This is a genomic window from Rossellomorea yichunensis, from assembly GCF_032337515.1.
In the GTDB taxonomy this organism is placed as follows: domain Bacteria; phylum Bacillota; class Bacilli; order Bacillales; family Bacillaceae_B; genus Rossellomorea; species Rossellomorea yichunensis.
In genome coordinates, this window is the sequence record NZ_JAVYAD010000003.1 from 560,661 (window position 1) to 573,556 (window position 12,896).

A 12,896-nucleotide genomic window follows, 5' to 3' on the forward strand; every position below is an offset into this window, starting at 1 on the left:
CCCTTTGAATAAGTTTGTTCACTACTGAACATGTTTTCTGGCTAACATATTCACTCTACATACGTTTGCAGAAACAATTGGAATGGTAACCACAATATATGTTAAATCCCGCAGTGAAAAAAGATTCTTATAAATATAGTATATAATAATATTTTATTATATACTTATTAAACTGTTAAAGTTAATCGTTTTTTAGAAATTTGTGAGGGATATTAATGAAGCAATCCATTTATCGTCTATTTATCGAACTAACAAATAAAAAATGGTCCTCTTATATGATCAGGAAATTTGTACAGTCTTCATTGAGTCGGCCATTTATTTCATCATTTATAAAAACGTACAAAATAAATGTGGATGAAATAGAAGGCCGTGTAGCTGATTATGAAACGCTGCATGATTTCTTTATAAGAAATCTGAAAGAGGATGCAAGGGTCGTGAACTATAGTGAGGAACAAGCGGTCAGTCCAGTTGATGGATTACTGGCCGATACCGGCAGCATTTCCGATGACCTTGTAATTGAAGTCAAAGGAAAGCCCTACTCCGTTCTTGATATGCTTGGCAGTGAAGGGAAAGCTTCTGATTATAGTGGGGGGGAATTCGCAGTATTTTATTTGAGCCCTGCGAATTATCACCGTATTCACAGCCCGGTATCAGGCACGATTTTAAGCAGGTGGTCACTGGGACAGCATTCCTACCCGGTCAATGAACTGGGATTGTTGTACGGAAAAGAAGCCCTTTCAAAAAACTTCCGCTCTATTACGGAGCTGAAGCATGTAAGAGGGAAAGTAGCTGTCGTAAAAGTAGGAGCCATGTTTGTCAACAGCATTGATTATATTCATGAGGAAAAAGAATGGACACAAGGCGAAGAGGTCGCATACTTCAGCTTCGGCTCCACCGTCATTCTCCTTTTTGAAAAAAATACGTTCCGATTGTCGCCGAATAAAGAAGTACCTAGAAATGTGACGGTAGGGGAAACGATTGGAGATTTCATTAAATAACGCTGCTTTCTAAAGATTGAAGCGGAAATCAGGCACTGCTTCCTCAGTCACATCGTTACGAAAACATCCTTATATAAAAAAGAGGACGGATTTTAAACAAATCCGTCCCATTTCATGTTAGTATTCTACGATGAAGCTTTTATTTTATTAGTAAGAGATCGACGGTGAATTTCCATTTCGATGAGGCGAATGAATTCTGTATTGAGTTTCAACTCCAACGCTTTGAAATATGAATCAATCAACAGTTCGTCCGATAATTTCCTCATTAATGCCACCTCCAATAACCATCAACTTTTTTGTATTTCGAAACATAATGTTAGTACGTTTTTAAGTAGTAATTAAACTTTACCAAATTTGTTTTTTCAGAACAAGCGTTCCGTTATCCACAGTTCACGGTGGATAAGTTGTGACTAACTTGTATATAACTGGTAAATAAGCGATGTTTATGTCTTGTATAATGTGAATAAGGTTATCCACAACCATGAAAGCATCTGGAAATTTGTCGAAAAATATTTATTCTCCTTGGGAATATTTATGGAATTCCAGGAATATATGTGATTTATTTTGAATCTGCAGGAAAAATTGGTTATCATTAATCTGTTATACGTTAAAAGGTACTATAGAGAGAATCGATATCCGCAGAAACAATGGACGTTTGAGCTATACGACAAAGAAGAAAAGTAAACATTAAAGTATATAAATGATTATGAAATTTGAGGTGCTGCAAGTGATAAAGCAATTTTTACCCGATGAACAGGTTCAAGATATTTTCAGTATCAGACCGGAGTATTTAAAAGAAAAAGGAATTAAAGCGATCATTACAGATTTAGATAATACGTTAGTGGAATGGGATCGTCCCAATGCCACCCCTAAGTTAATCCAGTGGTTTAAAGAAATGCAGGAGCATGGAATCCTTGTGACCATTGTGTCCAATAATAACAAAAACCGGGTGGGAGCATTTGCAGAGCCTTTGGGCGTTCCGTTTATATTCCAGGCACGTAAGCCAATGGGACGTGCTTTCAAAAGGGCGATTCAGGAAATGGGTGTGAAGAAGGAAGAGTCGGTAGTCATTGGAGACCAGCTGTTGACGGATGTTTTAGGCGGGAATCGAAACGGCTTCCATACGATACTGGTTGTTCCCGTGGCACAATCAGATGGGTTCATCACAAAGTTCAATCGCCGTGTAGAACGAAGAATAATGAAGTTTTTCAAGCGTAAAGGCATGCTTGAGTGGGAGGATAAAAAGTGAGTCAAGTTGTATGTATAGGATGTGGCGTTGAAATCCAGACGGAGAATAAGGAAGGAATGGGGTATGCACCACCTTCTTCTCTTCAGAAAGAAGAGATCATTTGTCAACGTTGCTTTAGATTAAAACATTATAATGAAGTCCAGGATGTCCCCTTAACGGATGATGACTTCTTGAAAATATTAAATGAACTTGGTAATTCAGAAGGGTTGATTGTCAAGATTGTCGATATATTTGATTTCAATGGGAGCTGGCTGCCTGGATTGCATCGTTTCGTAGGATCTAACCCGATTCTGCTCATTGGTAACAAAGTGGATCTGCTTCCCAAGTCTGTAAAACCCACCAAGCTGATTCATTGGATGAAACATGAAGCAAGTCAATTAGGGTTAAAGCCTATTGATGTTCAGTTAGTGAGTGCTGCGAAAGGTCAGGGAATTACTGATGCAATCGAAGCGATTGAACATTATCGAAATGGAAAAGACGTGTATGTAGTAGGGTGTACAAACGTAGGGAAATCAACGTTTATAAACCGTATTATCAAGCATGTATCAGGTGAACAAGATGTCATTACGACTTCTCACTTCCCTGGCACCACTCTCGATATGATTCAAATTCCACTTGATGACGAAGAGTCACTCATAGACACGCCGGGAATTATTAATCACCATCAGATGGCCCATTTTGTTGATAAACAGGATCTGAAAATCATTACTCCTAAGAAAGAGATTAAGCCGAGAACCTTCCAGTTAAATCCAGAACAAACCCTTTTCTTCGGGGGATTGGCACGATTTGACTTCATGGCTGGTGAGCGTCAGGCATTTACCTGTTATTTCTCAAATGAGCTATCCATTCATCGCACAAAGATTGAGAAAGCCGATGAGCTCTATAAGAATCATGCAGGAGAAATGTTGCAGCCGCCAAGAAAAGATGATATGGACACATTCCCTCCACTTGTGAGGCATGAGTTCAGAATTAAAGAAGCAAAAACGGATATCGTCTTCTCAGGTTTAGGATGGATTACAGTGAATGACAGAGGGGCTACCATTGCTGCCCATGTTCCTAAAGGCGTTAGTGTTTTCTTGAGAAAATCATTAATCTAGGAGGGATTCTGTGGCTCTATATGGTGTTATAGGAGATCCAATTGCCCATTCTATGTCTCCCGAGATGCATAATGCTGCGTTTCAAGAATGTGGAATGGATTCTGCTTATGTGAAATTTCACGTGAGAAAAGAGCAGCTTTCCCAAGCCATTGATGGAATAAAGGCGTTGGGAATTCAAGGAGTGAATGTGACAGTTCCCCATAAGGAAAATGTCATGCCTCTTTTAGAAGAAATCGATCCATTGGCAGAGGCAATCGGGGCAGTGAATACGATTGTCAATGAAAATGGCAAGCTGATCGGTTATAATACAGACGGTCTTGGGTTTGTGGAAGGCTTGAAAAATATAGCGGATGAACAACTTGAAGATAAATCGATGCTGATTATCGGTGCCGGTGGTGCTGCAAAAGCCATTTATTATTCCCTTGCTTCTCTAGGGGTGAAGAGAATCGATGTGACCAACCGGACGCCACTGAGAGCTGAAAAGATGATCGAAGCGTGCCCTTTCGATTTGAACTCAGGTTTCATATCTTTAGAGGCTGCTGAAAACTCATTGGACCAATATGATGTGATCATCCATACAACATCTATAGGAATGTTTCCTCATATTGAAGACAGTCCATTAACGATCAAAGAGTTAAAAGAGGGATGCATCGTCAGTGACATTATCTATAATCCTTTGGAAACAGCATTGTTGAAACAAGCGAATCAGAAAGGTGCCCGTACTCAAAATGGTCTTGATATGTTTGTGTACCAGGGAGCCCTTTCATTTGAAAAATGGACGGGAATCTTTCCACCATATTCGATTATGAAAAACACCGTTTTACAACAACTAGGAGGTCAACATGTTAACAGGTAAACAAAAAAGATATTTACGTTCAGAAGCACATCATTTAAATCCGGTTTTTCAAGTAGGAAAAGGCGGAGTCAATGAGAATATGATCAAAACAATCGGAGAAGCGATTGAAGTAAGAGAATTGATGAAAATCAGCATTCTTCAAAACTGTGATATGGATAAGTCCGAGGTTGCTGACGAGTTATCCAAAGGTGTAGGGGCGGAAATCGTCCAAATCATTGGAAATACAATTGTTCTATACAAGGAATCGAAAGAAAACAAGAAATTAATCCTCCCACGATAAGGATTGATAGAATGATGAAAAAGGTTGGACTCCTTGGAGGGACATTCAATCCTCCTCATATGGGCCATTTGGTTATTGCGGAACAAGTTTTAGAGAAGGCGAATTTGGATGAAATACGATTTCTACCGAATCACGTTCCTCCTCATAAACAGGCGGATGAAAGTGTATCAGTAGAACAGCGTCTCTTCATGCTTCAAAAAGTGATTAAGAGCAACCCTCACTTTTCCATCGAACGGATTGAACTTGAAAGAGAGGGTGCCTCATACACTTACGACACCATTAAGCTATTAACCGAGAGGGAAAAGGAGACCGAGTTTTCATTTATAATAGGCGGGGATATGATCGAATATCTCCCGAAGTGGTACCGGATAGAGGAACTTCAGGAAATGGTCAGGTTCATTGGTGTTAATCGTCCTTCCTATTCACATGATACTTCGTTTAATGTTCAATTGGTGGAAGTACCGGCCATTGATATTTCTTCTTCCTACATTCGCAACACAGTGAAACTGGGGCGATCGGTACGCTACTTAGTCCCCGACGATGTGTATCGATTCATAAAGGAGGAGAAATTGTATGAATAGGGAAAAAGCCTTGGAAATCGTGAAAGAACATTTAACGGAACATCGTTATATACACACTTGTGGAGTCATGGAAACAAGCATAGAGCTTGCAAAGCGATATGGAGCCGATGAGAAAAAGGCAGAAATAGCGGCGATTTTCCATGACTATGCGAAGTTCCGGGATAAAGAGGAAATGCAAACGATCATTGTAGAAGAGAAGCTGGATCAGGATCTTTTACTGTACAATAGCGAGCTTTGGCATGCACCGGTAGGAGCGTTTCTTGTTGAGCGTGAAGTGGGTATACAGGATGAAGATATATTAAATGCCATCCGATACCATACTTCGGGTAAAGAAGAGATGACCAAGCTGGACAAAGTGATCTATTTAGCTGATTATATCGAACCGAATCGACAATTTCCCGGGGTGGAAGAAGTCAGGGAACTCGCAAAAGAGTCATTGGACCAAGGGTTGTTGAAGGCACTTCAAAATACAATGACGTTTCTTATGAAAAAAAATCAAGCGATCTACCCAGATACATTTCGCTTTTATAACGGATTAATTTTAAACAAGAGGAGATGAAGGAATGGAACAAAATTTAGTAGAATTAGCGTTTAATGCCGCTGATGATAAACGTGCTGAAGATATTGTTGTATTAGATATGAAAGGTGTTTCTTTAATTGCGGATTATTTTTTGATCTGTCACGGTAACTCAGACAAACAGGTGCAGGCCATTGCACGGGAATTAAAGGACAGAGCAGAAGAAAACGGCTATACAGTCAAACGGTTGGAAGGCTTTGATCAAGCACGCTGGATCTTAGTCGACTTAGGTGATGTCGTCGCTCACGTGTTCCATAAAGAGGAAAGAGGCTACTATAATCTAGAGCGTTTATGGGGAGATGCATCCTTCGTCGAAGTTGGACAAGGTGAGAGTCACTAAATGAGTTATGAACGTTTTGCTTATGTGTACGATTATTTAATGCAGGACGTCCCATACGACGGCTGGTTGGAGTTTGTCAATAAGCAAGCTAAAGCTTATTCAATCCAAGGGGGAAAAGTCCTTGACATCGCTTGTGGCACCGGGGAATTATCACTGCGCCTTGTCCGGGACGGCTACGATGTGACAGGTGTCGATCTCTCTCAGGATATGCTTATGGTAGCTCAGGAAAAGGCTTTTGAAATGAACGTAAAGATAAATCTGTTTCAACAGGATATGTCAAAGCTTGATTCCCTTGGTGAATACGATCTTATTACGATTTTTTGTGATTCCCTGAATTACCTGGAAGACGAAAAAGATGTGAAAAATACGTTCGAAAGTGTATATGCTCATCTTAAGCATGATGGCTTATTCCTATTTGATGTGCATTCCATTTATAAAATGACGCAAATATTTATTAACCAGACATTTACCCTTTCGGATGACCACGTCTCATACATTTGGGATTGCTTCCCTGGAGAAGTTCCCAATAGTGTAGAGCATGAACTGACCTTTTTCGTGAAAGATGAGGAAACGAATCAGTACGAAAGAGTAGAAGAGCTTCATAAACAGCGCACATACCCCATCCTGACCATGAAAGAATGGTTGGAGGATGCAGGGTTCGAAGTGTTGAACGTCTCCGCAGACTTCACACAGGAAGCCCCTACAGACCATAGCGAAAGAATTTTCTTTACGTGTAAGAAGAAATGATAAAAGCCGGATCGTCTCTTGAAAAGAGATTGATCCGGCTTTTTTATGAAAAAGATTTTTTAAAAAAAGAAGGAAAATATCAATTAGTGTCGAAATATAAAAAAGGAGCCTGTCTAGACTCCAAATTGTGACTTCGTTCCTTCAATATCATCCACGAACTTTTCCTGTGTGGCTTCAAATAATTTCTCGAAAACATCTCCCAGTTCTCTTTCCATTACGGAAATCCCTATTCCAGTCACTCCGCCTTTTACACAGACTTTTTCTTGAAGTGTCGGTAATGTATAAATATTTTTCTTCAATAAGTCCCCAAGACCAACAAGCATTTCAGATGCCAAAACAGTAGCTGTTTCCCTGTCTATTTCTGTTACTTCTGCAGCAGCGTTAATAAACCTTTGCGTAACATAACTGAAAAAAGCAGGTCCACAGCTCACAATGTCAGAAGCCACTCGCGTCACATTTTCATCAATGACTACCGGTGTGGAGATATGTTCAACCAGTGTCATTAAATCCTGCCTCCATTTATCTGAACAATGACTTCCATAAGTTAAAAGTGACACTCCGCTTAATGCACGATTCGTAATGCTAGGAATGAATCGGGCACAGGAACTGGTCAAGATCGATTCTAATTGTTCCACGCTTACCGGACTGGTTATTGAAACAACGCATTTATCCCTGGTGAAGCTTTTTTTATTCTCCTGAATCACATCATACACATCATGAGGTTTCACACAAATGAAGATTAAGTCAGCTGACTTGATCACTTCTTCATTTGAATGGCTTACATTCACTTTATTCCATTTTTCTTTTATACCTTCTGCTTTTTTTAATGAACGATTCGTAATATGAAGATGTGAAGGAGAAATCGCCTTTGATTCAATGAGAGCTTCAATAATGATTTTCCCCATGTTCCCCGTTCCAATGATACCCACTTTCATGTGCAGCCCTCCTTCTATCACACTCTCTCCTAAAACTTATGAATCCCTTTCAACGAATATTCCACCAGAGGTGATTTCCCGTGCAATCCTTAATTGAAAAATATAGAACGGTTCTTGTGATTCTTGCGATTTGTGCCATTGTCCTGATTGCATATATATTAAAGAATGCAACCGCCCCTCCTGTGAAAGAGGCTTCTTTTACTGCCGCTCCCGTAAAAAAAGAAACGGAGCCTGAAGAATTGAAAATTGTCGAAAAAGTATTTGTAGACGTAAAGGGAGAGGTTGTGAAACCTGGATTATATGAGGTCAGGCAGGGTGACAGGTTGAAGTTTGTGATCGATCGAGCCGGTGGTTTCACCGCAGAAGCAGATAAAAAAGTGATCAATTTAGCGGTAAAGGTATCAGACGAAATGATGATTTATGTCCCTAAAATCGGGGAAATAGAACCGCCCCTGTTGGCTTCTCCAATGCCTGGGAACGATCCGGGAAAGGATCGTATCAACATTAATACAGCCACTCAACAGGAATTCGAAACACTGCCAGGAATCGGCCCTGCGAAAGCTTCAACCTTTATCCAATATCGCGAAGAACATGGTCCGTTTGAGACTATAGAAGAGATTCAAAACATCTCTGGAGTCGGAGAAAAAACGTTTGAGAAATTAAAAGAATATATTTATGTCCAATGAATTGACGAAACATAGGAAGTCTTTATACACTTAAACAAGCAAATGAAAATTCACCTAAAAATATAGAAGGGGGAATGGTGATGGAAAGAATCGCTTGGCATCAATATTTTATGGCCCAAAGTCAGCTCCTTGCCCTGCGCAGTACGTGTACAAGACTGGCGGTTGGGGCAACTATCGTTCGTGAAAAACGAATCATTGCAGGAGGCTATAACGGCTCCATTGCAGGAGGGGATCATTGTATAGATGAGGGGTGCTATGTGATTGACAATCACTGTGTGAGGACCATTCATGCCGAAATGAATGCCCTGCTGCAATGTTCTAAGTTCGGGGTCGGAACGGAAAATGCGGATATTTATGTTACTCACTTCCCCTGTCTTCAATGCTGTAAGGCTCTTATCCAGGCAGGAATCAAAACGGTTTATTATGCAAAAGATTATAAAAATCATCCTTATGCCATCGAACTATTCCAAAAGGCAAACGTCCATGTAGAGAAAGTACCCTTTCAAGAGAGCAGCATCGACGTAAAACACAATGAAAAAGCCTCCATGATGCTTCAATTAATCGATGACTTGAGAAATCAAGGTGCTGAAGCCGAGAAGCTTGCTTACTATGAACAAGAATACATAAAACTATTCAATGAATAGGGGGATTTTCCTTTACCTGGCATTTTCAGTACTTTCGGGGACGCTACTTGCACTTCAATTTCATTGGGGTGCAGTCGTTCTTGCTCTGCTCCTTCTATCCCTTTTCCTCAGAAAAAAGACCACCACCATCCTATTTCTGTGCCTCCTATTTCTCTTTATTTCCTTTCTCAACAGCACTATTCAGGAAAAGAGACAGAAAACCGTCCTGTCATCAGAACCTGAACCGGTCGACTTACAAATTGTGATCAATGACATTCCATCCATCGATGGGGATTCCTTTGTTTCCCTCGCTCAAATAAAGAATGAGAAGGTCCTCATGCGCTATTATTTCTCTTCAGAGAAAGAAAAACGAAAATTCCAACATATGAAACCTGGTTTTCTGTGTGAAGTGAAGGGGGAGCTTACAGAACCCAAACCGAATAAAAATCCAAACTTGTTTCATTATAAAAATTATTTGGCTCATCGAGGAGTTTATTGGATACTTGACGTACAAGCATTCGGGGGATGCGTGGATGAAAGCAAATGGAAACACGCCCTCTTACATCTAAGGTTTGATGGATTGAAAAAAATAGAGAGGGATTTCCCATCTTCAACAGTAGGAGTGACCCAAGCGTTACTGTTTGGAGAAACAGGGATGATCGCAGAAGACACAATGAAGGCGTTCAGAGAGCTGGGTGTCGTTCATTTATTGGCAATTTCAGGCCTGCACGTTGGGCTGATCTTTGCGATTCTTTACTACTGCCTATTGAGGATCGGTGTCACAAAAGAATCGGTGACATGGATATGTATTGTTTTTCTTCTATGTTATATCGTACTGACGGGCGCATCTCCTTCCGTTACGAGGGCATCTTCCATGCTGATCGTGATTCTGCTCAGTAGGAAAGTGGCAAATAAGTTAAGTACAATCGAGAGTTTGTCCATTGTATTTGTGATGTTAGTTTTATATGACCCATATTATGTATTCAATGTTGGATTTCAGCTGTCATTTATGGTGAGTTTTTCTCTTGTAGTATCTTCAAGCATTATTCTAAATACTTCCTCATCCATTTCACAATTGGTGAAAGTAACACTTGTTGCCCAACTGTCTTCGTTACCCATCATCATCTATCATTTTTATGAATTTTCTTTGATAGGCTTTTTTACGAATCTTCTTTATGTACCCCTATTCTCAGTCATTGTTCTTCCCTTGACCATCCTCGTCTATATTCTGTCAGTTGAATGGTTGATCCTGCTCCATAAATATCTTATGGATGGAATACAGTGGGTATCTACCATTATCGCTTCTTTTCCATTCAGTACAATTGTGATGGGAAAGCCTCCATTTCTATTCTTGATTGGTTACCTCATCGCTATTTATGTTGTGTTTGTTTGGTTTGAAAAGAAAAAGTACATACTTTCCATGCTGCTCTTGATTTTCTGGGCATCCATTCACATGCTAATCAACACTTATAATCCTTATGGAGAGGTTGTATTCCTGGATGTTGGGCAGGGTGATGCTACACTGATCATGCTGCCGTACAATCGGGGGACCTATCTTATCGATACAGGTGGGGAAGTGCAGTTTCCGAAAGAAGAATGGGAAGAGAGGAAGAATCGTTTTTCTGTAGGGGAAGACATCGTCGTTCCTTTTTTGAAAAGTAAAGGGGTCACGTCCATTGACGCCCTGATCTTAACACACGGGGATCTCGATCATATTGGCGGATCAGAGGCGGTTCTTGAGGAAATGAAAGTGAAGGAAGTCTTGATCAGCCCTAACAGTGAAGAGAAAGGCGAAATGAGGAAAATCATGAAAATCGCCAGAAAAAAGAAAGTTCCTGTTAAAGAAGCACATTATCCATACAGATGGGCAGGTGATAATGATGGATTGCATATTGTTTCCCCGCAGGATGAAGAGTATGAAGGAAATAATGATTCCATTGTATTATATGGAGAAATCGGTTCATTGAAATGGTTATTTACTGGAGATTTAGAAGAGCAAGGGGAAAAAGAGTTCATCAGAAACTTCGATCTGCCTATTGATGTGTTGAAAGTAGGTCACCATGGGAGTAATACGAGTACAACCGAAGAGTTCCTCGTTGAGACGAATCCGTCTGTGGCGGTGATCTCTGCGGGTGAAACCAATCGCTTTGGGCATCCTCATCCTGAGGTAGTGGAACGATTGGAGATAAGAGGAATAACTATATATAGCACGGGAGAAAATGGGGCGATCACCTATCGTTTTTGGGATAAAAAAGGAACGTTTTCAGCCCACCTGCCATAGGATGTATGACAAAACAAATTAAGCGCTAATGAAAAAGGGGCAGACCTATCACAAGGAGTCAGGCACCTTCAAGCCATCTGTATGATACACCAGTACCATATATGGAAGTTGAAGAAACCGGATTCTGTAAGGTCTGCCTCCTATATTCATTAAGAGCCGATTAACTTAATAACAGTTGCAATAACGAACATTGTCGCAAAGAATCCAAAAGAAACAATAAATCCAACGCCTGAATCTACTGCATCATTTCTTTTTGATTGTACATTCTTTTCAAATTGGTTCACAACTACCCCTCCTATTTCTATTCTAGTATAGAACATCGCTAATGAAAAATCTATACTTCCCTTTACTTTTTCCTTTACTGACAAGAGTTGTCACCTATAAGTTTCCCGAGCTCAGGTGACACTAATCAATACAAAGGAAATACCGCTTGACGGAGATGGTTCCTAGGTCTTCTCCGTTAACGTTAATATAGATATAGGGGGTGTCCCATATGACGGATGTCCCCTTTACCACTTGCCAAAACCAAAAAGCTTTTTTACCATAGAGTAGAGAAAAGACTTAATGGAGAGTGCTGACTTGGTTATTGATATATGGAAAAAAATAGAGAAATCTCAATTTGGAGCTATGTATTTAGTTTACGGAAATGAGTCATTTATTATTAATGAAACGAAACAAAGAATTGTTTCAAGTGCCCTTTCAGAAGAAGAAATGGATTTTAATTTTTCCAGTTATGATCTGGAGGAAACCCCTGTGGAAGTGGCGATAGAAGATGCAGAAACCTTTCCATTTATGGGGGAGAGAAGGGTCGTCATCCTACAAAACCCTGTTTTTTTGACAGCAGAAAAAACAAAAGAGAAGGTAGAGCACAATATTAAAAGACTGGAACAATACATACAATCTCCTGCTCCCTATACGATTTTGGTCATTACAGCCAATTACGAAAAACTGGACGAGCGTAAGAAAATCACAAAGTCCTTGAAGAAACTGGCAGAAGTGGTAGAGGCCAAAAAGCTGAATGAGCATGAATTAAAGTCCTGGGTAAGAGAACGTGCTGCCTCTAATAGTGTTCAGATAGATGAAGATGCGATTGAACTATTACTGACCCTCGCTGGAACAAATTTAATGATGCTCACACAGGAGCTGGACAAACTTTCTTTATATGCAAGCGATACAAACAGAATCGACGTAGAAGTGGTGGAACGATTAACAGCCCGGTCCCTGGAACAAAATATTTTCACATTAGTGGACAAGGTCGTTCACAGAAGAATCGATGAGGCATTGAGAATTTATTATGACCTTCTCAAACAAAACGAAGAACCGTTGAAGATTCTATCGATCCTGGCAGGGCAGTTCAGATTGATATATGGAACGAAGGAACTATCACGAAGAGGTTACGGGCAGCAAAAAATTGCTTCCTACCTAAAAGTACACCCTTTCAGAGTGAAACTTGCAGCAGGACAGGCAAAGCACTTCAACGATAAACAACTCGCCCATATCATCGAATTGCTATCTCAAGGAGATTATGAAATCAAAACAGGGAGAATCAAAAAGGAATTAATGATTGAAATGTTTCTTTTTAAACTTCATGATCAGAGCTTTATGTGATCAGTGAATAATAAGCAAAAGAAAAACCACCTGGCCAT

The 12,896-nt window shown here is 40.1% G+C and carries 16 protein-coding genes; 13 read left to right on the forward strand and 3 right to left on the reverse strand.

Translation table 11 applies throughout. The annotated features are described in order from the left end of the window. Nucleotides 1–215: 215 nt before the first annotated feature. Nucleotides 216–998 carry a phosphatidylserine decarboxylase gene (locus tag RSX31_RS10625; protein ID WP_315634488.1) on the forward strand — a complete coding sequence of 261 codons (783 nt, stop codon included), beginning with the start codon at nt 216–218 and terminating at the stop codon, nt 996–998. Between the two features lie 125 nt (nt 999–1,123). On the opposite strand, the gene sda is transcribed toward RSX31_RS10625, so the two are convergent. Continuing rightward, nucleotides 1,124–1,264 (reverse strand): sporulation histidine kinase inhibitor Sda, encoded by a 141-nt coding sequence (sda, locus tag RSX31_RS10630; RefSeq protein WP_113970654.1) that lies wholly within the window; start codon nt 1,262–1,264, stop codon nt 1,124–1,126. Between the two features lie 440 nt (nt 1,265–1,704). Between sda and RSX31_RS10635 the strand changes: the two genes are divergently transcribed. Genes RSX31_RS10635 through RSX31_RS10670 form a run of 8 tightly spaced genes read left to right on the forward strand, consistent with a single transcriptional unit; the run spans nt 1,705 to nt 6,725 of the window. Further along, nucleotides 1,705–2,247, forward strand: coding sequence for a YqeG family HAD IIIA-type phosphatase (locus tag RSX31_RS10635; RefSeq protein WP_395940719.1), 543 nt, complete (start codon nt 1,705–1,707; stop codon nt 2,245–2,247). Continuing rightward, nucleotides 2,244–3,344: a ribosome biogenesis GTPase YqeH gene (yqeH, locus tag RSX31_RS10640; protein ID WP_315634489.1), complete on the forward strand. Its 1,101-nt coding sequence runs from the start codon at nt 2,244–2,246 to the stop codon at nt 3,342–3,344. The genes RSX31_RS10635 and yqeH overlap by 4 nt, the downstream gene beginning before the upstream one ends. 10 nt (nt 3,345–3,354) lie before the next feature. Then, nucleotides 3,355–4,200 carry a shikimate dehydrogenase gene (gene aroE, locus RSX31_RS10645; RefSeq protein WP_315634490.1) on the forward strand — a complete coding sequence of 282 codons (846 nt, stop codon included), beginning with the start codon at nt 3,355–3,357 and terminating at the stop codon, nt 4,198–4,200. Beyond that, nucleotides 4,187–4,480, forward strand: a complete 294-nt coding sequence (yhbY, locus tag RSX31_RS10650; protein ID WP_315634491.1) for a ribosome assembly RNA-binding protein YhbY — start codon at nt 4,187–4,189, stop codon at nt 4,478–4,480. The genes aroE and yhbY overlap by 14 nt, the downstream gene beginning before the upstream one ends. 14 nt (nt 4,481–4,494) lie before the next feature. After that, nucleotides 4,495–5,061: a nicotinate-nucleotide adenylyltransferase gene (locus tag RSX31_RS10655; RefSeq protein ID WP_148995878.1), complete on the forward strand. Its 567-nt coding sequence runs from the start codon at nt 4,495–4,497 to the stop codon at nt 5,059–5,061. Beyond that, a complete protein-coding gene (yqeK, locus tag RSX31_RS10660; protein WP_148995768.1) occupies nt 5,054–5,620 on the forward strand; it encodes a bis(5'-nucleosyl)-tetraphosphatase (symmetrical) YqeK in 567 nt (188 codons plus the stop codon). The genes RSX31_RS10655 and yqeK overlap by 8 nt, the downstream gene beginning before the upstream one ends. A gap of 4 nt (nt 5,621–5,624) precedes the next feature. Then, nucleotides 5,625–5,978, forward strand: a complete 354-nt coding sequence (gene rsfS / locus RSX31_RS10665; protein WP_044339584.1) for a ribosome silencing factor — start codon at nt 5,625–5,627, stop codon at nt 5,976–5,978. Next, nucleotides 5,979–6,725 carry a class I SAM-dependent DNA methyltransferase gene (locus RSX31_RS10670; protein WP_315634492.1) on the forward strand — a complete coding sequence of 249 codons (747 nt, stop codon included), beginning with the start codon at nt 5,979–5,981 and terminating at the stop codon, nt 6,723–6,725. Nucleotides 6,726–6,838: 113 nt separating this feature from the next. Here RSX31_RS10670 and comER read toward each other — a convergent pair whose 3' ends face one another. Then, nucleotides 6,839–7,660: a late competence protein ComER gene (comER, locus tag RSX31_RS10675; RefSeq protein ID WP_148969744.1), complete on the reverse strand. Its 822-nt coding sequence runs from the start codon at nt 7,658–7,660 to the stop codon at nt 6,839–6,841. A gap of 80 nt (nt 7,661–7,740) precedes the next feature. On the opposite strand from comER, the gene RSX31_RS10680 reads away from it, so the two are divergent. From RSX31_RS10680 to RSX31_RS10690, 3 genes are all read left to right on the forward strand, one after another. Continuing rightward, on the forward strand, nt 7,741–8,346 hold the full coding sequence (locus tag RSX31_RS10680) for a helix-hairpin-helix domain-containing protein (protein WP_148995766.1): 606 nt from the start codon (nt 7,741–7,743) through the stop codon (nt 8,344–8,346). An 80-nt stretch (nt 8,347–8,426) separates the two neighbouring features. Further along, a complete protein-coding gene (locus RSX31_RS10685; protein WP_148969742.1) occupies nt 8,427–8,990 on the forward strand; it encodes a ComE operon protein 2 in 564 nt (187 codons plus the stop codon). Further along, nucleotides 8,983–11,250, forward strand: a complete 2,268-nt coding sequence (locus RSX31_RS10690; protein ID WP_148995765.1) for a DNA internalization-related competence protein ComEC/Rec2 — start codon at nt 8,983–8,985, stop codon at nt 11,248–11,250. Before RSX31_RS10685 ends, RSX31_RS10690 begins: the two co-directional genes overlap by 8 nt. Nucleotides 11,251–11,399: 149 nt before the next feature. Here the strand turns inward: RSX31_RS10690 and RSX31_RS10695 are convergent, their stop codons facing one another. Continuing rightward, nucleotides 11,400–11,534, reverse strand: coding sequence for a YqzM family protein (locus RSX31_RS10695; RefSeq protein WP_044339687.1), 135 nt, complete (start codon nt 11,532–11,534; stop codon nt 11,400–11,402). A 295-nt stretch (nt 11,535–11,829) separates the two neighbouring features. On the opposite strand from RSX31_RS10695, the gene holA reads away from it, so the two are divergent. Beyond that, entirely contained in the window at nt 11,830–12,858 is a 1,029-nt protein-coding gene (gene holA, locus RSX31_RS10700; protein WP_148995764.1) for a DNA polymerase III subunit delta, read from the forward strand. Nucleotides 12,859–12,896: the final 38 nt, after the last annotated feature.

Bases quoted from the DNA above. Each gene is read 5' to 3' on its own strand.
- yhbY (WP_315634491.1), top strand. From the start codon at position 4,187: ATGTTAACAGGTAAACAAAAAAGATATTTACGTTCAGAAGCACATCAT.
- RSX31_RS10625 (WP_315634488.1), top strand. From the start codon at position 216: ATGAAGCAATCCATTTATCGTCTATTTATCGAACTAACAAATAAAAAA.
- RSX31_RS10635 (WP_395940719.1), top strand. From the start codon at position 1,705: ATGAAATTTGAGGTGCTGCAAGTGATAAAGCAATTTTTACCCGATGAA.
- RSX31_RS10685 (WP_148969742.1), top strand. From the start codon at position 8,427: ATGGAAAGAATCGCTTGGCATCAATATTTTATGGCCCAAAGTCAGCTC.
- comER (WP_148969744.1), bottom strand. From the start codon at position 7,660: ATGAAAGTGGGTATCATTGGAACGGGGAACATGGGGAAAATCATTATT.
- RSX31_RS10670 (WP_315634492.1), top strand. From the start codon at position 5,979: ATGAGTTATGAACGTTTTGCTTATGTGTACGATTATTTAATGCAGGAC.
- rsfS (WP_044339584.1), top strand. From the start codon at position 5,625: ATGGAACAAAATTTAGTAGAATTAGCGTTTAATGCCGCTGATGATAAA.
- RSX31_RS10655 (WP_148995878.1), top strand. From the start codon at position 4,495: ATGAAAAAGGTTGGACTCCTTGGAGGGACATTCAATCCTCCTCATATG.
- yqeK (WP_148995768.1), top strand. From the start codon at position 5,054: ATGAATAGGGAAAAAGCCTTGGAAATCGTGAAAGAACATTTAACGGAA.
- sda (WP_113970654.1), bottom strand. From the start codon at position 1,264: ATGAGGAAATTATCGGACGAACTGTTGATTGATTCATATTTCAAAGCG.
- RSX31_RS10690 (WP_148995765.1), top strand. From the start codon at position 8,983: ATGAATAGGGGGATTTTCCTTTACCTGGCATTTTCAGTACTTTCGGGG.